This window comes from Microvirga alba, from assembly GCF_015694465.1.
GTDB lineage: Bacteria > Pseudomonadota > Alphaproteobacteria > Rhizobiales > Beijerinckiaceae > Microvirga > Microvirga alba.
In genome coordinates, this window is record NZ_JADQDO010000007.1 from 96,388 (window position 1) to 118,310 (window position 21,923).

Annotated in this window: 20 protein-coding genes and 1 pseudogene; 4 read left to right on the forward strand and 17 right to left on the reverse strand. The window is 60.7% G+C overall.

What is annotated here, in order from left to right; translation table 11 throughout:
- Positions 1 to 39: 39 nt before the first annotated feature.
- The 3 genes from I2H38_RS14490 to I2H38_RS14500 are packed head-to-tail and all read right to left on the reverse strand — an operon-like array spanning position 40 to position 2,938.
- A complete protein-coding gene (locus I2H38_RS14490) occupies positions 40 to 1,248 on the reverse strand; it encodes an ABC transporter substrate-binding protein (protein ID WP_196272575.1) in 1,209 nt (402 codons plus the stop codon).
- Between the two features lie 14 nt (positions 1,249 to 1,262).
- Entirely contained in the window at positions 1,263 to 2,249 is a 987-nt protein-coding gene (locus tag I2H38_RS14495; protein WP_196272576.1) for an alpha/beta hydrolase, read from the reverse strand.
- Positions 2,249 to 2,938 (reverse strand): GntR family transcriptional regulator, encoded by a 690-nt coding sequence (locus I2H38_RS14500; RefSeq protein ID WP_196272577.1) that lies wholly within the window; start codon positions 2,936 to 2,938, stop codon positions 2,249 to 2,251. The genes I2H38_RS14495 and I2H38_RS14500 overlap by 1 nt, the downstream gene beginning before the upstream one ends.
- Positions 2,939 to 3,039: 101 nt before the next feature.
- Here I2H38_RS14500 and I2H38_RS14505 point away from each other — a divergent pair, with 101 nt between their 5' ends.
- The 3 genes from I2H38_RS14505 to I2H38_RS14510 all read left to right on the forward strand — a co-directional run bounded on the left by I2H38_RS14505 (position 3,040) and on the right by I2H38_RS14510 (position 6,024).
- Positions 3,040 to 4,116: an ABC transporter ATP-binding protein gene (locus tag I2H38_RS14505; RefSeq protein ID WP_196272578.1), complete on the forward strand. Its 1,077-nt coding sequence runs from the start codon at positions 3,040 to 3,042 to the stop codon at positions 4,114 to 4,116.
- Between the two features lie 157 nt (positions 4,117 to 4,273).
- Entirely contained in the window at positions 4,274 to 4,396 is a 123-nt protein-coding gene (locus tag I2H38_RS21270; RefSeq protein WP_267875969.1) for a hypothetical protein, read from the forward strand.
- Between the two features lie 158 nt (positions 4,397 to 4,554).
- Positions 4,555 to 6,024 carry a M81 family metallopeptidase gene (locus I2H38_RS14510; protein WP_196272579.1) on the forward strand — a complete coding sequence of 490 codons (1,470 nt, stop codon included), beginning with the start codon at positions 4,555 to 4,557 and terminating at the stop codon, positions 6,022 to 6,024.
- 60 nt (positions 6,025 to 6,084) lie between these two features.
- Here the strand turns inward: I2H38_RS14510 and I2H38_RS14515 are convergent, their stop codons facing one another.
- The 12 genes from I2H38_RS14515 to I2H38_RS14570 form a co-directional block, all read right to left on the reverse strand.
- On the reverse strand, positions 6,085 to 7,608 hold the full coding sequence (locus I2H38_RS14515) for a L,D-transpeptidase family protein (RefSeq protein WP_196272580.1): 1,524 nt from the start codon (positions 7,606 to 7,608) through the stop codon (positions 6,085 to 6,087).
- 56 nt (positions 7,609 to 7,664) lie between these two features.
- A complete protein-coding gene (locus I2H38_RS14520; RefSeq protein WP_196272581.1) occupies positions 7,665 to 8,648 on the reverse strand; it encodes an ABC transporter ATP-binding protein in 984 nt (327 codons plus the stop codon).
- A complete protein-coding gene (locus I2H38_RS14525; RefSeq protein ID WP_196272582.1) occupies positions 8,641 to 9,621 on the reverse strand; it encodes an ABC transporter ATP-binding protein in 981 nt (326 codons plus the stop codon). The genes I2H38_RS14520 and I2H38_RS14525 overlap by 8 nt, the downstream gene beginning before the upstream one ends.
- A complete protein-coding gene (locus tag I2H38_RS14530; protein ID WP_196272583.1) occupies positions 9,618 to 10,439 on the reverse strand; it encodes an ABC transporter permease in 822 nt (273 codons plus the stop codon). Before I2H38_RS14530 ends, I2H38_RS14525 begins: the two co-directional genes overlap by 4 nt.
- A gap of 9 nt (positions 10,440 to 10,448) precedes the next feature.
- On the reverse strand, positions 10,449 to 11,384 hold the full coding sequence (locus I2H38_RS14535; RefSeq protein ID WP_196272584.1) for an ABC transporter permease: 936 nt from the start codon (positions 11,382 to 11,384) through the stop codon (positions 10,449 to 10,451).
- A gap of 83 nt (positions 11,385 to 11,467) precedes the next feature.
- A complete protein-coding gene (locus I2H38_RS14540; protein WP_196272697.1) occupies positions 11,468 to 13,063 on the reverse strand; it encodes an ABC transporter substrate-binding protein in 1,596 nt (531 codons plus the stop codon).
- Positions 13,064 to 13,188: 125 nt separating this feature from the next.
- Positions 13,189 to 14,868 carry an amidohydrolase gene (locus I2H38_RS14545; protein WP_196272585.1) on the reverse strand — a complete coding sequence of 560 codons (1,680 nt, stop codon included), beginning with the start codon at positions 14,866 to 14,868 and terminating at the stop codon, positions 13,189 to 13,191.
- Positions 14,869 to 15,038: 170 nt separating this feature from the next.
- Positions 15,039 to 15,827 (reverse strand): amino acid ABC transporter ATP-binding protein, encoded by a 789-nt coding sequence (locus I2H38_RS14550; protein WP_324617409.1) that lies wholly within the window; start codon positions 15,825 to 15,827, stop codon positions 15,039 to 15,041.
- Positions 15,828 to 15,905: 78 nt separating this feature from the next.
- Complete coding sequence (locus tag I2H38_RS14555; protein ID WP_196272586.1) at positions 15,906 to 16,610, reverse strand: ABC transporter permease; 705 nt, start codon at positions 16,608 to 16,610, stop codon at positions 15,906 to 15,908.
- A 4-nt stretch (positions 16,611 to 16,614) separates the two neighbouring features.
- Complete coding sequence (locus I2H38_RS14560) at positions 16,615 to 17,322, reverse strand: ABC transporter permease (RefSeq protein ID WP_196272587.1); 708 nt, start codon at positions 17,320 to 17,322, stop codon at positions 16,615 to 16,617.
- Between the two features lie 5 nt (positions 17,323 to 17,327).
- Positions 17,328 to 18,164, reverse strand: coding sequence for a transporter substrate-binding domain-containing protein (locus I2H38_RS14565; protein WP_196272588.1), 837 nt, complete (start codon positions 18,162 to 18,164; stop codon positions 17,328 to 17,330).
- A gap of 44 nt (positions 18,165 to 18,208) precedes the next feature.
- Positions 18,209 to 19,609: a M20 family metallopeptidase gene (locus tag I2H38_RS14570; RefSeq protein WP_196272589.1), complete on the reverse strand. Its 1,401-nt coding sequence runs from the start codon at positions 19,607 to 19,609 to the stop codon at positions 18,209 to 18,211.
- Positions 19,610 to 19,713: 104 nt separating this feature from the next.
- Here I2H38_RS14570 and I2H38_RS14575 point away from each other — a divergent pair, with 104 nt between their 5' ends.
- A complete protein-coding gene (locus tag I2H38_RS14575) occupies positions 19,714 to 20,622 on the forward strand; it encodes a LysR substrate-binding domain-containing protein (RefSeq protein ID WP_196272590.1) in 909 nt (302 codons plus the stop codon).
- Between the two features lie 416 nt (positions 20,623 to 21,038).
- On the opposite strand, the pseudogene I2H38_RS14580 reads toward I2H38_RS14575, so the two are convergent.
- Together I2H38_RS14580 and I2H38_RS14585 are read right to left on the reverse strand one after the other, a co-directional pair.
- Positions 21,039 to 21,236 (reverse strand): annotated as a pseudogene (locus I2H38_RS14580) (alpha/beta fold hydrolase); the annotation flags it as partial.
- 296 nt (positions 21,237 to 21,532) lie between these two features.
- Complete coding sequence (locus I2H38_RS14585; RefSeq protein WP_196272591.1) at positions 21,533 to 21,907, reverse strand: hypothetical protein; 375 nt, start codon at positions 21,905 to 21,907, stop codon at positions 21,533 to 21,535.
- Between the last annotated feature and the right edge of the window lie 16 nt (positions 21,908 to 21,923).

A 21,923-nucleotide genomic window follows, 5' to 3' on the forward strand; every position in this document is an offset into this window, starting at 1 on the left:
ACGGGAGAGACTGCGCCCTTTCGGGCGCAGTCGGTGCGATTACTGCGAGGCGAGGAGCGCCTCGATCTCTTTCATCATCTGCTCGGAGGTGATCTGGCCCGTGAGGGCCCGCTGCATGCTGGTCGGCCACACCGTGTTGACGAAATCGGCCGTGGCCGACGTCTGGGGCAGCACGGCTGCGAACGGAAGCGAGGCGACGGTCGCATCCACGAAACGCTGCTCGTGGAGCTTCCAGTCCTTGGAACCGCTCTTCGTGACGGTCAGCTGCCCTGTCGCTTGATTGAAGAGCACGTTGTTCTCGCCCTCCGCGAGGAACGAGATCCACTTCCATGCCGCATCTTTCGCTTTCGAAGACGAGAAGATGGCAAGCGACTCGTCGCCATAAGACGTCCAGGCGCGGTCGCCGCAACGGGGAACCGGCGCGGCAGAGACCTTGTCGCCGAGCGCCTTCACGATATCGGCCGACGAGCCGATGTGGTGAATGGTCATAGCCGTCTTGCCGCTCTTGAAGGCGCCAAGGATTTCCTGGAACCCGTCGTTAGGGGCGGATGGCGGAAACACCTTTTGGACCCGATAGAGGTCGATCAGCCATTGATTGGCTTTGATGGCTTGAGACGTCGTGAGACCACCCTTTTCGAACTTCGCCCCACCCGAAAGTACAAAGGTGCCCCACTGATCCCAGCCTCCCTTCCCGCCGCGGAAGCCAAACCCGTAAATGTCGGGTGCTTTGGTCAGGGCTTTTGCTGCAGTCAGGAAGTCGTCACAGGTTTTCGGGGGCTCAAGGCCCGCAGCTTTGAAGAGATCCGGCCGGTAATAGAGATAGAGCACCACGTATTGGATGGGCAGGTAGTATTGCTGTCCGTTCGGACCCTTGTTGAGCTCTAGAAGATTGTCGAGGAGGTCGGCTTTGCCCGGCCACGCATCGATCTGCTTCCCGACCGGCTCGAGTGCGCCCATCTCGACAAGGCGCGGTTGAGCGAAGAGTTTGACCATCGCCGCGTCCGGTGCATTGCCGCCGACGATAGATGTGTAGAGATTGTCGTAGTAGCTGTTCCAGGGAATATTCTCGGCTTCGATCTTGATGCCGGGATTCTTGGCCTGAAACTTCTCGACGAGCTTCGACATCGGATTGTCCGGATTGTCGAAGTGATACCAGAAGCGCACCGTCTCGGCTTGCGCTCCGCCCGCTACGGCCAATCCTGCCGCTAAACTGCAGGCCGTTAGAAATTTTTTCACCAGACGTTTCATCGCTTCCTCCGCTTTCAACGGTTGGTCTGTGCCAACCTCCGGGCCGCTGCTCCAGCCTCGGCCAAGGCCTTCCGTGCCGCTTCAAGGGACACGGTCATTTGCAGGAACCCGTGCACGACGCCGGGCACAACCACGACAGGGTCGTTACGCCCCAACGCCTCAAGGCGTCGTGCCAGAGCCAGAGTATCGGACAAAAGCGGGTCGATCCCGGCGGCCAAGAGCCATAGAGGCGGCAATGCCAGCAACTCGGAATCGGAGGCTTCAAGAGGGGCGGCCAGAGGGTCCGACCGGACAGCCGCATCCGGCACATACCAGTCCCAGTAGCGGCTCATCTTGCCTGACGTCAGCCCCGGCCCGTCGGCGAACCGCCGGTGCGATGGTGAACCATGATCGGCCGAATAGACCCCGTAGAAGAACAGGCCGCCGTCAGGGAGCGCGTGCCCCAGCCGCTGCTCATGGATCATGGCCGCCAAAGCCAGATTTGCTCCCGCGGAGTCGCCGGAAATCAACAGGGGACCGGCCTCAAGTCCTAATGCCACCGGGTCGGATCGCAAGGCACGCAGACAGGCCACAGTATCCTGAAGTCCGGCGGGATACGGGTGTTCCGGGGCCAGCCTGTAGTCAGCCACGATGACCGGCAGGCAGGTCTCGACGGCAAGGACCCGAGCGCACCGCTCATGCGTCTCCGGGCTGCAGAATGCGAAACCGCCGCCATGCACGAACAACAGCGCGCCCGGCTCGCTGTTCGCGGGAACCAATATCCTCGCGGGGCACTCTGCCGAGCCGAGGCTTGAATTGGCTGGCACAACGTATTCGTGTATTCGCGCCATGGCCGGAAGATCGACATTCCAGCGCGCATTACCCTGTGCTGCAAGGGCCCGTCCCTCGGCGGCAGGCAACAGCGTCGGATCCGCCTGAGCCCCCTCCCCGGCCATCTGCTCCAAGAGCGCCGCCATCTCCGGCGCCAGCCTGTTGCAGAGATCGTGAGGGCTTTCGAGCATCACTGGTCCCCCATCATAAAGACCTTCGGACCGAGATCGACGATGGTCGCAATGTGATGGGCCAGCGCTTGTGACGCGGTAGGCGTGTCTCCGCGCTCAATGGCATCGACGATCGAGATGTGACGGCGGGCGGTCGCCACGAGATCGCGCGGCGCGTCCGATTGGGAAATCTTGAAGCGATGATTGTGCACCAGGCACCGGTGCAGGATCGGCTCCAGCGCCGGCAGATTCGCGTCTTTCAGCAGCCTTCTATGAAAATCACGGTCTAGCTCCGCCAACTGGTACTCATCGCCGGAGCGGGCTGCATCCTCCATGGCGTGGACGAGCTGCCTGAGTTCGGAGACGAGGGTCCGGCTTGGATGCTGGAGCACCCGGACAACGCTACGGCACTCGATCGACTGCCGCAGTCGGAACATCTCCACCGCCTCGTCGGCTGTGCACTCGGAAACGCGCGTACCACGATGCCCTTGCCGAATGACTAGCCCTTCCTCCTGCAGTTGCAGGAGGGCCTCGCGGACCGGCCCCTGGCTGCACCCGAAGCGGGCGGCAAGCTCAAGCTCCACCAGCGGCTCGCCTGATGAGAGCTGCCCGAGCATGATGTCCCGCTTCAAGGCCTCAAAAACCTCCCCCGATCGCGCAGGGCGGAGGGTGAGGTCGCGCCTCGGGCGCTGCAGATTAAGCTCCGACATGTGTCGTTGGTCCGACTGTTGCACACTCCGACCATTATCATTATCATTATTGATAATCAATGGGGCCCATAAACCGCCCCGCGAAGGGTTAGGAACGTCCGATGGCGCAGATCAGGCTCGATCGACTCAGGAAGAGCTACGGAGACTTCGAAGTTGTCCACGGGATCGACCTCACGATCGACGACGGTGAGTTTGTCGTCCTGGTCGGCCCATCCGGATGCGGAAAATCAACTCTTCTGCGGATGATCGCTGGCCTCGAGGAGATCACGTCGGGCACCCTTCGCATCGGCGATGCCGCCGTAAACGCGTTACCGCCTGCGGATCGCAATATCGCGATGGTGTTCCAGGATTATGCACTCTACCCGCATATGAGCGTCGCCGAAAACATGGCTTTCGGCCTCAAGATGCGAAACGCGCCAGCGGCGGAGATCAAGCAACGCGTCACGAAGGCCGCGGAAACCCTTAAGATTACTTCGTTATTGGAGCGCCTGCCCGGCCAACTCTCCGGCGGCCAACGTCAGCGTGTCGCGATGGGACGAGCGATCGTGCGCGAACCTGAAGCCTTCCTGTTCGACGAGCCTCTCTCGAACCTCGATGCCGCCCTTCGAGTCGAGATGCGCCTCGAAATGGCAAAGCTGCATCGGAGGATGCAGGCGACGACCGTCTATGTGACCCATGATCAAGTCGAGGCGATGACCCTTGCCGACAGGATGGTTGTCATGAATGCGGGGCAAGTCGAGCAAGTCGGACGGCCTCTCGATTTATACCATCGGCCCCAGACCCTTTTTGTCGCTCGCTTCATCGGCAGCCCCACAATGAATACCTTCAATGTATCAACTGAACCCGGAGCGTCAGGCACCATCGGGGTCCGGCTTCAGGCTAAGCCGATCGAGATCCAGGCAACTCAACAGTTGAGCAGCGCCTCCTCCGTAACTATCGGAATACGGCCGGAAGACATGAGCGTCTGCGACGCAAGCGATGCGTGGTTCACGGGCGAGATCGTCGTTGTCGAACGGCTCGGAGGGCAAACCTTTGCCTATCTCGATGTTGGAGGAGATCGCCTCCTCACCGTCGAACTCCCGCGCGCAAGTGAGATGTCACCCGGAACGACCCTCTCCGTGAAAGGCCACGTGAATTCGATTCATGTCTTCGCGGACGACGGCAAGCGCCTGAATTGAGATGTGTACGATCCCTTGCGGGTGAGCGCAGCGCCGACAGCGCTCGTTCTGACGCCTTGATAAGGAACTAATTGGCTCCGGGCTTGGCTTTGGAGCCGCAGTCGGTAGCCGATGGCTGACCGCTGTTCCGCTTTCTATCGCTCAGAATTGGGGCCCCATGTCAAACATTGACGCCCGCTACGAGCAGATATTTCCGAAGCTCGATCCCTCCGAGATCGACCGCCGCGCGGTTCGTGACGGGCGTCCTAGCTCCGGCTCGGTGAAGGTCTCCCGGGCATGATCCGCCAGGGCGCCTCAATCGTCGAACTCGGCCAGTTCGAACAAACAGTTGGAAAAGTTCCCTAGGGTTTGTCACCATGCCTCCGGCTTCGCTGAAGTCATCACGCACAAGAACAGAAAGCCTCTCTCGTCATGAGGAGGCGTGTGCCGGGGAGAGAGATGAAAAGACGCGTCCTTGTTGCCGAATTCATGCACGAAACGAACACGTTCAGTGTGCAGAAGACGGATGAAGAAGCCTTCATCAATTGCTCGTACTATCTCGGAAACACGGTGCCAGTCGCGTTCAAGGGCACCCGCACCTCTCTCGGAGCGGCGTTCGAGGCCGCTGAGAAGTATGACTGGCAGTTGGTCCATCCATTGGTAGCCGGCGCCAATCCCTCTGGTCGCGTGGTCGATGCCTGTTTCGATAAACTCGCACAGATGATCGTGGAGGCGAGCGACGGCGTTGATGGAATCCTGCTCCATCTCCATGGCTCCATGTCGACGACAAGCCACGACGATGGTGAAGGTGAACTCCTGGCACGAATCCGGTCTCGGATCGGGTCCGATGTTCCGATCATCGTCGTTCTCGATCTTCATGCGACGGTGACACAGGAGATGGCTGATCACGCCAACGCTCTGATTTCCTACCGCACCTACCCACATGTCGATCAATATGAGCGGACGTGGCAGGCGGCGCAATTGCTTGACCGGGCTCTGCGCCGTGAGGTCGCGCCAAAGGTAGCACTCGCTCGCCGGCCCATCCTCTATGCGCTCGACGGTGGGCGCACGACATCGCCGCCGATGGTCGAACTTCTCCGCCGCGCGGATGAGATCGAGGCCGCGGGCAGAGCGCATGTGGTCAGCATCCAGGCCGGTTTCTCCTCCGCGGACGTACAGGATATCGGACCGTCTATCGTTGTCGCGGCCGATGATCGTGCGGAGGCGCAACGCATCGCCGAAGAACTGATGGATTATGCCTGGGAGCAACGCTTTTACTCCTCGATCCATTTCACGCCAGTTCCCGAGGCAATCGAAAAGGCACATGCGGGTCAGGGGGCTTCCAAGCCGCTGATCATCGCCGATTATTCAGATAATCCGGGCTCCGGCGCCTACGGCGACGCGACCGCGCTTTTGAAAGCCATTCTCGATGCAAAACTGGAGAATGTCGGCTTCTACGCGATCCGCGATCCGGAGGCCGTTCTCGAAGCGCAGGCCGCCGGTGTCGGAAACAAAGTGACCCTGAGGCTCGGTGGAAAGGTTGATCCGAGCATGGGCGGGGCCCCGCTTGAGATCACCGCCGATGTCGCAGCAATCACTGACGGCCGGTTCATCGCCTATGGCCCGATGGGTGGCGGCGCGCGGCGGAACTATGGCCTGAGCGCGCTGCTCCGGGTCGGCGGTGTCGAAATCATCCTCATCACCAACAACGGACAGGCGACAGACCTGGCTCAGTTCACATCGCTCGGCGTCGACCCGACGCGCAAATCCACAATCGTCGTCAAATCGATGCAGCACTTCCGCGCCGCTTTCGAGCCGATATCCCGCGAAGTCGTGGAGGTCGATACCGGCGCCTTGTCGACCAAGGACTTCAAGAACCGCCCCTACCGCAACGTCCGCCGGCCTATCTGGCCGCTGGACGATATCTAGCAACCAACTGTCGAGCCGCTGCTCTTACCCCTGCAGCGGCTCGCGACACCTCACAGCGGGTCATTCCGCTCCGAAGGCTCTGGGGCTCTCGACGCCAAAGTAGCAAAGTCCGTCGCCGGGTTTGGCGTTCGTATTCGGGAACACGATGAAGCCGGCCTCGGGAGCTACCACCGTCTTTCCATTGGCACGACGGACGATGATCTCTCCGGCGGAGATCGCGGCTCCTGTGTTCCAAGGGCCTTCCAGGCGATCGCCGTCGTTCTCGCAGAGGAAATAGTCGACGATCTGGATGGCCCGCTTCACACTCGCTTGCGGTGCGGGGGCCTCGATCAGGCCGAGATGCGCGAGCGCGTTCACGATGGCGTTGTATCCCACCTCGGCCGCGTGGGGATCGTCATGCTCACCGCATTCCAGGGTGACGCCGTAACCACCTGAGAAGCGCATGAACTCGGTGGTGCCTACCCCCTCGGAGATGACGCTCTTGAAGCCCAGCCTGGCCTTCTCCTTGACGAAGCGATCATAGACGTTGAGCCAGCCATGCATGACGACCGGGACGCCAAGCCGAGCCGCGAAGGCCGCCTCTGCCTGCGCGTGTCTGAAGGGCTCCACGTCGCCGCTATTGTCAGACGGTCCCGCGAACACGAACGGTTCACCGCGCGATTTGAACGAGTGCAGGTCGAGCAGCACGTCATGCTCGCGCAACAAGGAGCAGATCCTGTTGCCGATCCTGTCCTCATAGACCTCGGCAAGCGTCCGCTCGCGTAAGTCGCGGTTCAGGTTCCTGTCGCCTTCACGCGTGCGCTGACGATAGGCCTTGAGGTTCGCCACGGGCACGAAAGTCACTTCTCCACGGCGTATGGACAGGCTTCCCGCTCGGCAGTCGGAAATCGCGCGCAGAATGGCGTTCGGGCCGCAAGGTTCGTTGCCGTGCACGGCCCCGATGACGATCAATTTCGGCCCCGAGCGGAGGCCGGAAAAGCGGACGCTCTCAAGCGGACCGTCTTCCTCATTGACTCGCACCGGCTCATCCGGCTGGGCAGAGCCGATATCGATCAGCATCCCGGGCTCGAGCCGTCGCAAGAACTCGACGAGGTGTTCGCGGGGAATGCCGACACATCCGGCAGTGCCACTTCCATCCGAACTGGCGGCGTGAATGAACAGAGCACTGCCTCTGCCGCTCTCGACGACGGAATCGTTGAAGCCAATCGGAATGATGACGTCGAACAGGCGCTCCCGGCGCGTGCGCTGCAGTCTTTCATCCGCACGCTCGGTGCCCTCGGCGAAGACAAGCCGATTGTAGTGCCCGCCCTCCTCTTCCCAGATCATGTCCGACGAAAGCGGCACGAACGGGAAGCGCAGGTCGCGCGGCATATCCGGAAACGCCGTGGAATCGAAAAAGCCATAACGCAAAGGGAAGACGCCGATTGGCGACCGCTTGTCACCCTCACGCTTTAACGAGGCCTGAACCAGCCCTCCGGCTCCAATCGTGCAAGGAATACTCCACTCGCCGATGCTCAATGTACCACGATGCGGAGCGTCGCCTTCGGGCGGGACGCGGACACGGATTGTCGGTACGCGGGTCATACGATCTTTCCTTTGGACTGAGGATGAGAAGCCTCTGACCGGGTCGGGAGCCTCGGTCAGGCTGCGAGTTCACGGACACGGCGGCAACGGACGCTATGCCCCTGCCCCAGATCCTCAAGGTCGGGGATGGGCGGTCTGCGGCAGATGTCGCGCGCTTCGGGACAACGGGGATGAAAGCCGCACCCTGTCGGGGGATCGAGCGGGTTTGGAATTTCGCCGAAGATCTTCGCCCCCTGGGCGCGTCCGAACGGATCGGGAATGGCCGCAATCAGGGCCTTCGTATAGGGATGCCGCGGATTGGTGAAGATGCTCTTCCAGTCACCCGTTTCGACGATGCGGCCGAGATACATCACGGCAACGCGGTCACTCATGTGTTCCACCACGCCGAGATCGTGGCTGATCATGAGATAGGACAGACCGAGCGTTTCCTTCAGTTCCAGCAGGAGGTTGATGATCTGCGCTCGGATGGAGACGTCGAGAGCGGAGACCGGCTCGTCCAGGAGGATGATCTTCGGCTTGAGGATCAGCGCGCGAGCAATGCCTATGCGTTGGCGCTGGCCGCCGGAGAATTCGTGCGGATAACGTTCGGCATGCTCGGGCCGCAGACCCACATGACCCAAAATCTCGGCGATTCGGTCCTCGACCTCGCTCTTGGCTTTCACGCCATGCAGGCGCAATGGGGTCTCAAGGGTCCGGCGCACCGTCTGGCGCGGATTGAGAGAGGAAAAGGGATCCTGAAACACCATCTGGACGGTACGGGCGCGCGCCATGCGGTCTCCGGCGGCCCCGTCGACGGCTTTGCCGTCGAGGAGCACTCGGCCACGTGTCGGAGCCTGCAAACCCAGAATCGAGAGGGCGAGCGTAGATTTACCGCAACCGGATTCGCCCACGAGTCCAAGGCACTCGCCGTGCTTCAGCTCGAGATCGATCCCATCCACCGCGTGCACAACGCCGCGCGGCCCACCCAACAGGCCGCCGCCGACGGGGAAGTGCACCGCGAGATCTTCAAGCTTCAGGAGCGCGTTCGGAGCTTCAGACATGGTGATGGCACCTTACAAATCCGCCTTGAGGCAGGTGCGTTTCAACCGGATCGACCGCGCGACAAGTCTCGCTTGCCGCGTAACAGCGGGGATGAAAGCGACAACCTTGCGGAAAGGCTGCCACGGGCGGCACCACGCCGGCGATCTCCTTCAGCCGCTGGCGGCCATGCCTTGCGCGCGCGCCGAGCAACGGCAGCGAAGCGATGAGGCCGTTCGTGTAGGGATGACGTGGCGCTTGAAAGATCTCCTCGGCGGCGCGTTCCTCGACAATGCGCCCGGCATACATCACACCGACCCTCTGGCACATGTTGGCGATGAGACCGAGGTCGTGGCTGATCATGAGAACAGCCGTTCCACGCGCGGCGCAGAGATCCTTGATGAGATCGAGGATTTCCGCCTGCACAGTCACGTCGAGCGCTGTGGTCGGCTCGTCCGCGAGGAGCAGATCCGGGTCGCAAGCCAGAGCAATGGCGATCATTACGCGCTGGCGCATGCCGCCCGAGAGCTGGTGCGGGTAGTCCTTCACCCTGCGCTCCGGCGCGGGCACTCTCACGCTGACGAGCGCCTCAATGGCCAAGCGCTCCGCCTCTGCCCAACTCTTTCCCTTGTGCAGAACGAACATCTCGGCGATCTGCCGGCCGACCGTCGAGAGCGGATTGAGAGCCGTCATCGGTTCCTGGAAAATCATGGCGATGCGGTTACCGCGCAATTTGCGCATCTCATCGGCAGGCAGGTTCTGGATCTCCTGACCGTCAAATCGAACGGCGCCGCCGCTAAGGTTCAACGGTGGACGCAACAGGCCAATCAAGGAAAGGGCGGTGATGCTTTTGCCGCAACCCGACTCCCCGACCAGACCCAATGTCTCGCCGCGCATGATGGTGAAGGAAACATCCTGCACGGCGGCGAAGCGGGCATCGCCGATCGCCAGGTCGATCCTCAGGTGCTCGACTTCCAGAAGGGGCTTCGTCGTCATGCGCGTCGGGACCGGGAGTGTGGGTCCAGAATATCCCGCAAGCCGTCGCCGAGGAGGTTCAATCCGAGCACGGTGACGAAGATCGCGAGCCCTGGGAAGATAGAGATCCACGGCGCGGTGGTGATTTGTTCGCGGGCGTCGGAGAGCATGCTCCCCCAGCTCGGGAAAGGCGGCCGGATGCCGAGCCCCAGGAAGGACAGGGTAGCCTCAGCGAGCACCGCGCCACCCATGCCAAGGGTGCCGATGACGATGATCGGCCCCAGCATGTTGGGCAGAAGTTGGGTCAGCATGATACGCAGATCGCCGTAGCCCAGCACCTTCGCCGCCTGCACATAGCCCTGGCTCTTGAGGGACAAGGCGGAAGCGCGCGCGATACGGCACGTGAAGGACCAATTGGTGAGCCCGAGGGCGATGAGCAGGCTCGTCAGGCCAGGGTTGAGGATCGCCATGATCGCCAGAGCGAAGATGAGCGAAGGGACGGCCAGCATGAGATTGGTCAGGCCGTTGACGAAATCATCCCACCAACCGCCCCAATAGCCGGCCGAGAGCCCGAGGCAGACGCCGATCACGGTGTTGATGAGCTGCGAGACGATGCCGACGGTGAGCGAGATGCGGGCGCCGTAAAGCACGCGACTATAGATGTCGCGACCCTGCGCATCTGTGCCAAACCAGAATGCGCTGCCCGGCGGCTCCTCGGCATACATAAGGTCCGCAGCCATGACGGGGTCGGTATGCGCCAGCCACGGGGCGAAGATGCCCGCGATGATCACCATGGCGAACAGCGCGCCTCCAAGCATGAGATTGGTTCCGAATTTCATGGGATCGCCTCAGGTGTATTTGATCCGCGGATCGATGACCGCGCAGAGGACGTCGACGAGCGTATTGACGAAGAGAAAGAAGAGAACGATGGCCAGGATTGCGCCCTGGACGACCGGGATGTCGCGCAGGGTGACACTGTCCACGAGAAGAGAGCCGATGCCCGGCCACGAAAAGAGCTTTTCCACCACCACGGCCTGACCGATCACCGTCCCGAACTGTAGGCCGACGGTCGTTAGGATGAGGACCAGCGCGTTTCGGGTCAGGTGCCAGCGTACGACGCGGCTCTCGCTCATGCCCTTCGCCCGCGCAGTGCGCACGAAATCCGCATTCATGATATCGAGCACAGCGGCGCGGGTCGTACGTGCGAGAAGCGCCATCGGCGCTACGCCGAGTGCGATCGAGGGCAGGATGAGATAGCGCAGGCTGCCGTCGCCATAGCCAAAACTCGGAAGCCAGCCGAGCACCAGCGCGAAGAGATACATCAGGAGAAGCCCAAGCCAGAATTTCGGCAAAGACAATCCCGACACTGCGACCACCATGGAGATCGTGTCGACGAAACTACCCGACCGCATTGCGGCGATGAAGCCCAGCGGCACGCCGATGGCGATCGCGAACAGCATGGCGGCAAACGACAATTGCAGAGTCGGCCACATGCGATCCGCCAGCACCTTGGTGACCGGCTGACGGGTTCGGAAGGACATGCCGAGATCGAATTGAGCCAGCTGGCCAACATATTTGCCGAAACGGACATACAACGGATCGTTGAGCCCGAATTCCTTGTTCATCCGTTCGACCACGGTGACGTCGACAATAGCGCGACCATCATCGCTCAGGCTCGCAGCGAAGGTGCCCGGGATGACGCTGAACATGACGAAGACGAGAAAAGCGACGGCCAGGATGATCGGCACCGTCTGCAGGATACGCCGCACAAGATAAGAGAGCATTCAGATCCCCCAATCCCGACGCCCGCGCAAATGGCACGAACGTCGGGATGTCACCGGTATCGAACTGGAGCTCGTCTATCGGGCTACTTCGCAGCCGGCGACGACGCTTCGACCCACATGTCCTCGTAGTTCTGGATCGCGAGCTCGGTCGCGTTTGCCTGAAGCCCCTTGATCCAGGGCTGATAGGCCATGACCGCCTTGTTGTAGTTGAAGAACCACATCGGCGCTTCGTCATAGACGATGGCGTTGACCTTCTTCAGGGAGTCTATCTTCTTTGCCGGATCGTCCGCTTTGCCGGCCTCATCGAGAAGCTTGTCCACTTCCGCATTCTTGAAGCCATAGTAGTTGCAGGCAGAGACCGGCGTCGATGAATGGAAGCACTTGAGTGCCTGCTGCGGATCCGGCCCCGAGGACAGAGACCACGCGAAGGCTTGGAAATCGCCCTTACGCACAACCTCGCCAAGCACGGTACCTTCTACCGGCTTGATCTTGGCCTTGATACCGACCTTTTCCAGCATCGGGATCACCGCCTCGACGATCTGAATGCCCCAGCTTTCATTCGCGGTGGCGGTCCATTCGAATTCGAACCCGTCCGGATAACCCGCCTCGGCGAGAAGCTTCTTCGCCTTCTCGGGATCATAGGCAAAGGCCTTCATCGACTTGTCGTAGGCTGGCGATGTCAGCGGCAGGTAGCCAGTGGCGCGGTATGCTTTGTCCTTGGACAGCCGCTTGATGATCAGATCGGAATCGATGGCGTGGTTGATCGCCTGGCGAACCCGCTTGTCGGTGAAGGGTTTGAAGTTGAGGTTGAAGCCCCCGAGGCGGGTGTAAACCTCGGCTACTTCAAGAATGCCCTTCGACAGTTCCGGGTCGGCCTTGTAGGCCATATATTGCGCGGGACCGAGGATCGAAACGTCGATTTCCTTGTTGCGGAAGGCAACGTCGCGGGCCGAAGCTTCGCCCATGATCAGGACGACGACCTTGTCGGCATAGGGCTTGCCGGGCTTGTAAAACTTATCAAAACGCTCTGCCACGATGCGTGAACCGGGCACGTATTCGACGAACTTGAACGGGCCGAGACCAATCGGCTTGGTGAGGAAGGACTCCTTCACCGCCTCATCCGCCGGATAGATCGATGTAATCGCGTTCATGAAGAAGTATCCCGGCTCGGCCTTCTCTGTGAAGGTGATCGCCAGGGTGGAATCGTCGATCTTCTTCAGACCCGAAATCGTTTTCGCTTGACCCTTTTCGACTTCGACGGCGCCCTTGATCAGGCGAACCGAGCGCGCGCCTGGATACGCCTTCGCGCCGTCCATGAGACGCGTGAAAGTCCAGATGATGTCATCCGCGTTGAGTTTGCGTCCGTGATGGAAGAACGCGTCATCGCGCAACTTGTAAGTATAGACCAGTCCGTCCGCCGAGATATCGACGGACTTCGCGAGGTCGAGAACCGGCTTGTTTCCTTCCGAATCCCAGTTGTAGAGCGAGCGATGGATCGCCTTGGCGTAGATCTCGTCCTGCGCGCGGTTTGACGTGTGAATATCGAGATTCGCAAAGCTCGAACCATAAGGCGCAGTAAAGCGTATCGTGCCGCCCACCCGTGGGGTCTGAGCTTCGGCGCCGCCGCTGATTGAAAGCGCCAGAGCTGAAATAGCTGAGGCGAGAGCGAGTTTCTTCAGCACTTAGAGTCCTCCTCGATTTTCCCTCTTTGCGGACATGCCCAGAGCGGCAGGCTCGCGTTCTTGCGACCCCACGAGGGATTGCGTGAGGCCTGGTGCGTCGAAGCGTGCTCCCTCTTGATGTTTTAGATCACGCCAAGACGATCGTAGACGATATCACCTCCGAGGATCGTAAGATCACACTGAGTGCTGTCAAGAATTTCTTCCGGCGTCGCGTTGAGTAGGTTACGCGAAAAGACAGCAATGTCCGCGAGCTGACCTGGAATGAGCTTGCCCTTCACCTTCTCCATCTTTTGGGAGAATGCGCCAAATTCGGTATAGGCCTGCAATGCCTCCTCGATCGACACGCGCTGACGCGCATCCATCACCGTGCCCTTCCACGTCTTGCGCGTGAGCATCGAATAGAGGTTCGGGAACGGGTTCGGCGAGCACACGGGCGAGTCGCTTCCCGTGGCGGGCTTGAATCCAAGATCCATCCAGGTCTTGAAGGGATAGCTGCTCAAACCTCTTTCCTCGCCGAGCACCGAGACGTAGGCATCCCCGAAATCGTAGATGAAGACCTGCTGCGGACACGGATAGATGCCAGCCTTGATCATGCGTTCATGCTGCGCCGCGGTAGAGAAGCCGCAATGCTCGATGCGATGCCGCCGATCGGGATCGGGGATGGCCGCAAGGGCGCGCTCATAGGCTGTGATCAGCTGCTCGATGGCCGCATCGCCGATCGCGTGGCAGATCAGTTGATAGCCCTTCGCATGCGCGTCCATCACGAGGTCATTGAGTTCATCGTCCGGCAGCATCTGCACGCCGGTGGTCTCGTCATCGCCGAGATAAGGCTGGGTCATCCAGGCGGTGCGGCCTCCAGCCGATCCGTCGAGGAAATACTTGACGCCACCAATCATCAGCATGTCATCGCCTGTGCCGGAGACGAGGCCCGCCTCATAGCATTTTGAAACGATGCTACGCTCAGGGTCACCGAGCAGCGCAAGCCACGTGCGAACTGGAAGCCGCCTCTCACGCTTGGCGCGATGATATGCGGCTATCTCGCCGAACCCGCCGCGCTGGCCGACCGCCGCATCCATGCAGCTCGTAATGCCGTACGAAAGAAGATACTTGCCGCCACGTTCGATGGCAGCGACGAGATCGTCTTCGTTCGGTGAAGGGATGACAGCCCAAAGAGGTGCACGCGCATTCTCGGCCAGGAGACCTGTCAAGCGGCCATCCCGCTGTTCTATCAAGCCTCCAGGGGGCGTGGGCGACGTCTCATCGATACCAGCGAGCTTGAGCGCCAGCGAGTTGGAAACCGAAATGTGGCCGCAGGTGCGAATGAGCATGACCGGGTTGTCCGGTGACACGCGATCAAGCTCCTCGCGCAGTGGATGGCGTTTCACATCGAGTTTTGTTTGGTCGTACCCGCGCGCGAGAACCCACGCGCCAGTCGGCAATTTCGCCGCACGCGATCCGATGGCGGCCAGCAGAGCATCGAGACTCGGCGCCGCCCCCGGTGTCGCATCGACCCAATCCATCGTGAAGCCGAGAGAGATGAGGTGAAGGTGCGAATCGTTTAACCCGGGCGTGGCGAACCGACCCTCGAGATCAATGACACGCGTACCGGGCCCGATTAGGGAGGCGATGTCATCGCTGCGGCCCGTTGCGAGAATGCGGCCTTGCCAGACAGCGATCGCTTCGACGACACCCTTGTCACGCCCGCACCAAATTGAACCATTGCACAGGACCAGATCCGCCTTCGGCCAGGATCCGGAAACTCCCGCGCCATCGGACTCACGCGAAACATCGAGCTTCGGCATGTTGTGACTTCCCTCCCCTTTTTGCTTCAGCTTGGCATGAGAGCGTCGCCTTTGGGAACAGGAGAATGTGAGGGAAGCAACGATACGGGACGGTGAAGATGCCGGGCCGGTTTCATCTCTCACCGATGGCTCCCTGCGGCCACCTCCCGGTCACGCGAGAATTGGTAAGCCTAGTGCAGGATCTGACTGAGGAAGAGCCGGGTGCGCTCGTGCTGCGGGTTCTTGAAGAACTCGTCGGGCGTGTTCATTTCCACGATCTGCCCATAATCCATGAAGATCACCCGGTCCGCGACCTTACGGGCGAAGCCCATCTCGTGCGTCACGCACAGCATGGTCATGCCTTCTTCCGCGAGGCCGACCATCGTGTCGAGCACCTCTTTGACCATTTCCGGATCGAGCGCCGAGGTCGGCTCATCGAACAGCATGATCTTGGGGTTCATGCACAGGGAGCGCGCAATCGCCACGCGCTGCTGCTGGCCGCCGGAAAGCTGGCCCGGATACTTGTTCGCCTGCTCCGGGATCTTGACCCGGGTCAGGTATTTCATCGCCACCTCTTCCGCTTCCTTCTTGGGCATCTTCTTCACCCAGATCGGCGCGAGCGTGCAGTTCTCGAGAATGGTGAGATGCGGGAACAGGTTGAAGTGCTGGAACACCATGCCGACATCGCGGCGCACCTCGTCGATGCGCTTGAGGTCGTTGGTCAGTTCGGTGCCGTCCACGATGATGCGGCCCTTCTGGTGTTCTTCCAGACGGTTGATGCAGCGGATCATGGTCGATTTGCCGGAACCCGAAGGTCCACAGATCACGATGCGCTCGCCGCGCCGGACATTGAGGTTGATGTCCCGCAGCACATGGAACTCACCGTACCATTTGTTCATCTCCTCTATCTCTACCGCGTTCGCGGTTGGGAGCGGAACGGATCCAGGATTCGGGAACACAACGGCACTTTGCGTCGACATGATTTCGCTTTTCCACGGAGTTGGGCTCAATTTGCGTCGGAATTGGTCGGCCTCGATACCGAGGCCTCCCGATCGGGGTCATAGGGACATCTTGCGCTCCGTGCGCTCATACTGCGGCGTCAAAAATAGCTCGAACCTCTTGAAACCGATCATCAGGATCATGTTGATTGCGAGATAAATCGAAGCGACCATGCAGAAAATTTCAATGACCGCGAATGATTGACCCATCAAATCCTTGGCGACACCGGTCAGCTCCATCACCGTGATGGTACATGCAAGCGAAGTTGCCTTCAGCGTTACGACGGCCTCGTTGCCGTAAGTGGGGAGCGCACGGCGCACCGCGATGGGCGCCGTGACGAGGAAGAAGGTCTTCATTGGAGAAAACCCCAAGGCGCGCGCGGCTTCGACGACGCCCGACGGTACGGCTGCCAAACCGCCGCGCATCACCTCAGCGGTATAGGCTCCCGTGCAAAGGCTCATGGCGATCACCGCGCAAGCAAACGGATCTCGCAAAACGAACCAGGCATAGCTGTCGCGCAACCAGGAAAACTGGCTCAGGCCGTAGTACAAGATAAAGATTTGCACCAATAACGGCGTCGATCGGAACGCCAAGACGTAGAAATCTGCCGGTCTTCGCACCAAGGCATGGCGCGATCGACGGGCCCACGTTGCCAAGCCGGCCATCACGAACCCGAGCGGCAAAGTCGCCGCCGCCAACGCCAATGTCATCCATAGGGCACTCGCGAGTTCGGTGAAGACGTGGAGTGCCGATTCAAGATCCATGGTTTCAAGCCCAACGCATCCGCGCTTCCAGCGTGCGCAGCAACCGCGACGAAGCACCCACAAGAAGAAAATAGAGAAGCGCAGCCACCCCATAGAAGACGAAAGGCTGCCCGGTCGTGCGTCCGGCGAGCCCGACGACACGCATCAGTTCCGCCAGCGAAATCACGGACAGAAGAGTCGTTTCCTTGATGGCCATGATCCAGACATTGCCGAGACCAGGGAAAGCCAGTCGGAGCATCTGCGGCAGAACCACCGTCCACAATCCCGGAACCGGTCGCAGCCCGAGTGCAGCAAATGCTTCAAACTGGCCTTTCGGCACCGCCTCGTAGGCACTGCGGAACACCTCGGAACTGTATGCGGCCGTCACCAGGCAGACGGCGAGAACGCCGACGGTGAACGCATCCACCTCTATGTAGCCGGTGTATCCAAAGCCGCGCGCAATCCACATGAGCGCGCCGTTGGTCCCGAAGAACAAGAGAAAAATGACGAGCAACGGCGGCACCCCGCGAAGCAGAGTGGTGTACACGCTGGCGAGCGCCCGGAGGATGGCGCTCCGTCCGAGTTTTGCCAGGGCGACACAGAAGCCGAAGACAATGCCAAGGGCATACCCGATCGACGCGCAGGCCAGCGTTACTGCCAGCCCCAGAAGCAGAGCCTTCGACCAGCCTTCGCTACCCCAGGTAAACAAATCCGCAAGGGTTGTCGCCGGCATCGGGTTCAGGCCCCGCAAATCTTCGGATCAGCGGGAGTGGATACATCGAAGCCAAACCACTTTTCGGAGATGCGTTTGACTTCGCCCTCAGCCTTGAGCGCGCACAGCTGGCGGTCCCACTTGGCTTTCAAATCGCCCTGGTCCTTCCGCATCAATCCACCCGCGCCGACACCGAGATAGTTGAACTGCTGGAAATCGAGGTTTGGAGAAAGGATCTCGATCGGTTGTCCCTGGCTAGAACGGGTCAACGCAATCCAAGGAGACCGACCGGCCAATGCTGCATCAATGCGGCCGGACAGAAGATCGAGGTTCAAGCTGTCCTGGTTGTCATAGAGGCGCAGCGTAACCTTGCCCTTCAGCTCGTTGTCCATGAACTTCTGGCTCTGCGTGCCGGACTGAACCCCGAGGATCTTTCCACTCAGCGCTTCCTTCAGCTCGGGCCAGCTTGTCTTACCATTCAGGCCGGCGGTTCTTTTGGCTGCGAAATTGATCGGAAGGTTCGCGTAGCTTTGGGTGAAGGCGAGGCGCTTTTCGCGTTCGGGCGTGATCGAGATGCCGTTCACCAAAATATCATACTTGCCCTGCTCAAGAGCTGGGATCAGACCTTCCCAGGGCTGGGACGTGAAGCGGCAGGTCCGCTGCATGCGCTCGCAGACCAGTTTGGCGAGGTCGATCTCGAAACCGATCAGGTCTCCGGTCGGCGTCGTACCCGTCCACGGGAGATACCCGCCATCGGTACCGATGCGCAATTCGGGTAGCTTCTCTTGAGCAACGGCCGAACCGCCGAGAATAAGACCGACCGATATCGTCGCCAGCAAGCGACCCATTCCGATGATTTTCATTGTTCCCTCCACGTTTTTTGAATTCGCGTTTTTTGAATTTGCGTTCAAGCGAGTCTGGTTTCCGGCCGAGCCTCTGTCCCAAGGTCCCAGAACAATCCTGTCATGATCGCGAGGCCCTCAGAAACGAGCGGCCGCAACAGATGCTCGTTCGGCGCGTGCTGTGAGCATCCCGAGTAAGAATGGGGGACCCAGATCGTTGGGATCCCGAGGAGATCGGCAAAGCAGTCGTTGGGCAGCGAACCGCCGGCATTCGGCAGGATTGTCGGCGTCACTCCCGTCGTGTTCGTCACCGATGCCGCGGCCCATTGCATCAACGGGTGATCGGGATCGAGGCGCGTTGCCCCCCAATCCGATTCAACAGCCTTTGGCACAACCTGGACATTCGCAAATCCGTTCTCGTCAAGATATTCACGGATCGCGGGCATGAAGGTGTTGGGATCGGTATCGACCGTGTAACGGATTTGGAGCCGGGCGGATGCTCGCGGCGGGATCGCGTTGATCGGAAGTTGCGGTGTCCCCGCCGTCATCGCCAGGACCTCGAGCGCAGTCCAGCCGAAGACGCGCTCGGATGGCGTAAGACCGGGCTCGCCCCACCAAGGATCAAGCTCGGGCCCCTCGGCGCCCGTCTCGATCACGATCTTGGTGAGAGCCGCGCTGACACTCGGCGGGACGGCACGGGGAAGGATCTTTCGCACCCCGATGCGCCCGGTCTCGGAGATCAGGCTCGCGATGGCATTTGCGAGAATAACGGCCGGATTGGCAATCAGGCCGCCCCAGTTGCCCGAGTGGTGAGCCCCGGCGCGGAGATCGCAGATGAGATCGAAATCAACCGTGCCGCGCGTACCGCCGTCGAGAGTGGGTCGGTCGGGCGAAAGACGCGGGCCGTCCGACGCAATAAGCCAGTCCGCCTTGAGATCGGCCTGATGCGTCACACACACTTCTCGTAAGCCTGGCGAACCAACCTCCTCGGAGGTCTCGATAAGGGCGACCGTGTTGAACCCGAGGTGGCCGCGCGTGGCCAAGACGGCCTCGAGCGCCAGCATGACAATGGTGTGCTGGCCCTTGTTGTCCGCCGTGCCTCGGCCATAGATGCGATCGCCTTCGACGCTGACCTGCCATGGGTCCCGGCCATTCTCCCAGGCGCCTTCCATGCCGGCCACCACATCGCCATGACCATAGACCAGCAGCGTCGGCAGATCGTCGCCTTCGTGACGCCTGGCGATAAGAAGCGGGCCGCCGGCCGGGTCAGAGTTCGGGATGACCGAACCAGTAAAACCGAGGAGCGATAAGTCATCGCTGATCTCCGACAGATATCGGTGGCAGTCGGGACCGCGTGCGGGATTCTGGCTTTCCGTCGGAATGGCGACGCGACGAGTGAGGTCGGCGAGGAACCGACCGTCAGTCGCATAGGCGGTGGCGGCGGCGATTGCATGGGCCCGAGACATAAATTTGCTCACTTGTGGTTCATGACGGCAAGATGACGTTGCGTTGCTCATTCGTGCAAACCAATAATTTTCCCGCTTACCCGCAATCAGATTGAGTCTACCTCATGGCCCGTCACCTCCCTCCGCTGCCCGCCTTACGGGCATTCGAAGCCGCCGCCCGGCATCTGAGTTTTGCCCGGGCCGGGGCTGAGCTGGGCGTGACACCGGGAGCGGTGAGCCACCACATGAAACAGCTCGAAGCCTGGGTTGACGGTCCTCTGTTCGAGCGCCGCGCCAACGGCGTCGTCCTGACCGAGACGGGTCGAGTCTTCGCCACCCGGATTGCGTCGATCTTCGATCAGATCACAGCGGCAAGCGTCGCCGCCCGATCGCCACTCCACGGCACTGCCGTGACCGTGCGTTGCCAGTTCTCCCTCGCCACCAAATGGCTCGCGCCACGGCTGGGACGCTTTCGGGCAACCCATCCCGATATTTCGGTTGCGGTTTTTGCCCTGCCCCACCGATGGAACGCGAACGAACCCGACCCCGACGTTGCCATCTATCACGGCCGAGGCACCGTTCCGGGCATGCGACAGGACCTGCTGATCGGTGGAAGACAAGTGGTTGTAGCGGCGCCTCAACTTGTTGCGGCGCTGCCTCCGGCGCCGACGCCAGCGGACCTTTTGTCGAGACCCATGATAAAGGTCGATTTCGCAGAACCCGGCTGGCACGATGAAGGCTGGGAAGCCTGGTTCGCGGCCGCGGGATTCGGGCATCTCGAACTACGCCCCGGCCTCACCTTCAATCTCACCTATCTCGCGATCGAGGCCTGTCTTTCCGGGGCTGGGTTCGCGCTGGTCCCGGACTTTCTGGTGGCACAGGAACTCGCAAGCGGCCGCCTGATCGATCCCTTCGGGATCTCATTGCCGGTTCGCCAGCCCTACGTGATCATCACGCCGGAAGCCAGCCTGACGCGCCCAGAAGTTGCAATCTTCCGCAGTTGGGTGCTCGCAGAAGGGCAGCTCCCCGCCTGAGACAAGCGGTGTCGTGACAGTATCCTACCCGAGCAGAATCGAGGAATTCTGGCGTGCGTCGACAACACAGCCAAAGCCGAAGTGGAGCAGGCCGCATACAACAAGAACACGTTCAGGGCACTGTTGGCCGATTACCAAAGTCATCCAGACTGGGCAGACCGCACGGCGCCAAGCACCCGAGCACTCTACCGCCGATACATTGAGACCATTTTGGAGGCTTGGGGTGATTGCCTCGCGCGGGACCTCACAACGAGGGCGGCCCAATCCGCAATCGACACTTTTGCGCGGATGCCGCGGGTCGCCGCACAGTTCCGATCCTTCCTCCGCAACCATTCCGATGGAGCGAGCAGACGGCATGATCTGACCAACGCCGACTCGGTTGGCGCCTGGATTTTCGGGGCCGTTTGGCGATCTCGTCAATCGGCGCCTACGCCTGCGGCCGCCTGCTTGATGAGCTTCGCGACCGCCGCAGGCTGGGAAACATAAATGGCGTGGCTGCCCGGCTGGTCGACGGTTTTTGCGCCAGCGCGCTTGGCCATCATGCGCTGCGCGCCGACGGGGATCATCTTGTCATCGGTGGCCACAAGGTACCAACTGGGTTTGCTTCTCCAGGCTGCTTCCGTGCAATGAAGGCAGTCCCATTACGACCAACCGCGATTGTCGGTCGGAACACCCCACGAATGTAATTTCTGGACTGCCAGGCGAAAAGGCACCAACATTCGAACTCAGCATCTAATTAACTTGACGATGAGGCCAAGCGCGCTTGACCTCCTTCAGGGGCGGACGCCGAAATGCTCTGCCCTCACAAACGTCCGCTCATGCCCTACGAGCAGACTACGGCGTTACTTTAGCCTCGTGCCAAAAGCGGTCGTTTGAAAAACTAAATTGCAACAAAGCCCGCGCGTCGCTGCTATCGGATGCCGTCGCCGCCATTGGCCGGCCGACTGGCGCCAACCAGCCAAATATGTCCAAGAAGGACTGCCAGGGTCGCATGCAAAGCGACCGCTGGCCACAGAAAGACGCCGGTCAATCCGCCTGCAAAGCCTATATAGGCGAGATACAGAGCGACAACCGCACTGTAGATCAACATGCCGGCCAGTGGCGGGCCCGGCCAGCAGGCGGCCCCCAACCCTATCAGGGCAATGCCGGTCACGCGCGCAACCGGCATGGCGACTCCGGTCAGTTCCTCACCGAGCAACAACCTCCCAACGAGCGCGGGAACAACCAGCAACGCCAAGCCGGTCGCGGCTTCGGCGACAGCGGCGAAAATCAGCACCTTTTTCATTGCCCGCTTCAACTCG

Coding starts and splice junctions, on each gene's coding strand:
- I2H38_RS14490 (WP_196272575.1), bottom strand. CDS start 1,248: ATGAAACGTCTGGTGAAAAAATTTCTAACGGCCTGCAGTTTAGCGGCA.
- I2H38_RS14495 (WP_196272576.1), bottom strand. CDS start 2,249: ATGCTCGAAAGCCCTCACGATCTCTGCAACAGGCTGGCGCCGGAGATG.
- I2H38_RS14500 (WP_196272577.1), bottom strand. CDS start 2,938: ATGTCGGAGCTTAATCTGCAGCGCCCGAGGCGCGACCTCACCCTCCGC.
- I2H38_RS14505 (WP_196272578.1), top strand. CDS start 3,040: ATGGCGCAGATCAGGCTCGATCGACTCAGGAAGAGCTACGGAGACTTC.
- I2H38_RS21270 (WP_267875969.1), top strand. CDS start 4,274: ATGTCAAACATTGACGCCCGCTACGAGCAGATATTTCCGAAGCTCGAT.
- I2H38_RS14510 (WP_196272579.1), top strand. CDS start 4,555: ATGAAAAGACGCGTCCTTGTTGCCGAATTCATGCACGAAACGAACACG.
- I2H38_RS14515 (WP_196272580.1), bottom strand. CDS start 7,608: ATGACCCGCGTACCGACAATCCGTGTCCGCGTCCCGCCCGAAGGCGAC.
- I2H38_RS14520 (WP_196272581.1), bottom strand. CDS start 8,648: ATGTCTGAAGCTCCGAACGCGCTCCTGAAGCTTGAAGATCTCGCGGTG.
- I2H38_RS14525 (WP_196272582.1), bottom strand. CDS start 9,621: ATGACGACGAAGCCCCTTCTGGAAGTCGAGCACCTGAGGATCGACCTG.
- I2H38_RS14530 (WP_196272583.1), bottom strand. CDS start 10,439: ATGAAATTCGGAACCAATCTCATGCTTGGAGGCGCGCTGTTCGCCATG.
- I2H38_RS14535 (WP_196272584.1), bottom strand. CDS start 11,384: ATGCTCTCTTATCTTGTGCGGCGTATCCTGCAGACGGTGCCGATCATC.
- I2H38_RS14545 (WP_196272585.1), bottom strand. CDS start 14,868: ATGCCGAAGCTCGATGTTTCGCGTGAGTCCGATGGCGCGGGAGTTTCC.
- I2H38_RS14550 (WP_324617409.1), bottom strand. CDS start 15,827: ATGTCGACGCAAAGTGCCGTTGTGTTCCCGAATCCTGGATCCGTTCCG.
- I2H38_RS14555 (WP_196272586.1), bottom strand. CDS start 16,610: ATGGATCTTGAATCGGCACTCCACGTCTTCACCGAACTCGCGAGTGCC.
- I2H38_RS14560 (WP_196272587.1), bottom strand. CDS start 17,322: ATGCCGGCGACAACCCTTGCGGATTTGTTTACCTGGGGTAGCGAAGGC.
- I2H38_RS14565 (WP_196272588.1), bottom strand. CDS start 18,164: ATGAAAATCATCGGAATGGGTCGCTTGCTGGCGACGATATCGGTCGGT.
- I2H38_RS14570 (WP_196272589.1), bottom strand. CDS start 19,609: ATGTCTCGGGCCCATGCAATCGCCGCCGCCACCGCCTATGCGACTGAC.
- I2H38_RS14575 (WP_196272590.1), top strand. CDS start 19,714: ATGGCCCGTCACCTCCCTCCGCTGCCCGCCTTACGGGCATTCGAAGCC.
- I2H38_RS14585 (WP_196272591.1), bottom strand. CDS start 21,907: ATGAAAAAGGTGCTGATTTTCGCCGCTGTCGCCGAAGCCGCGACCGGC.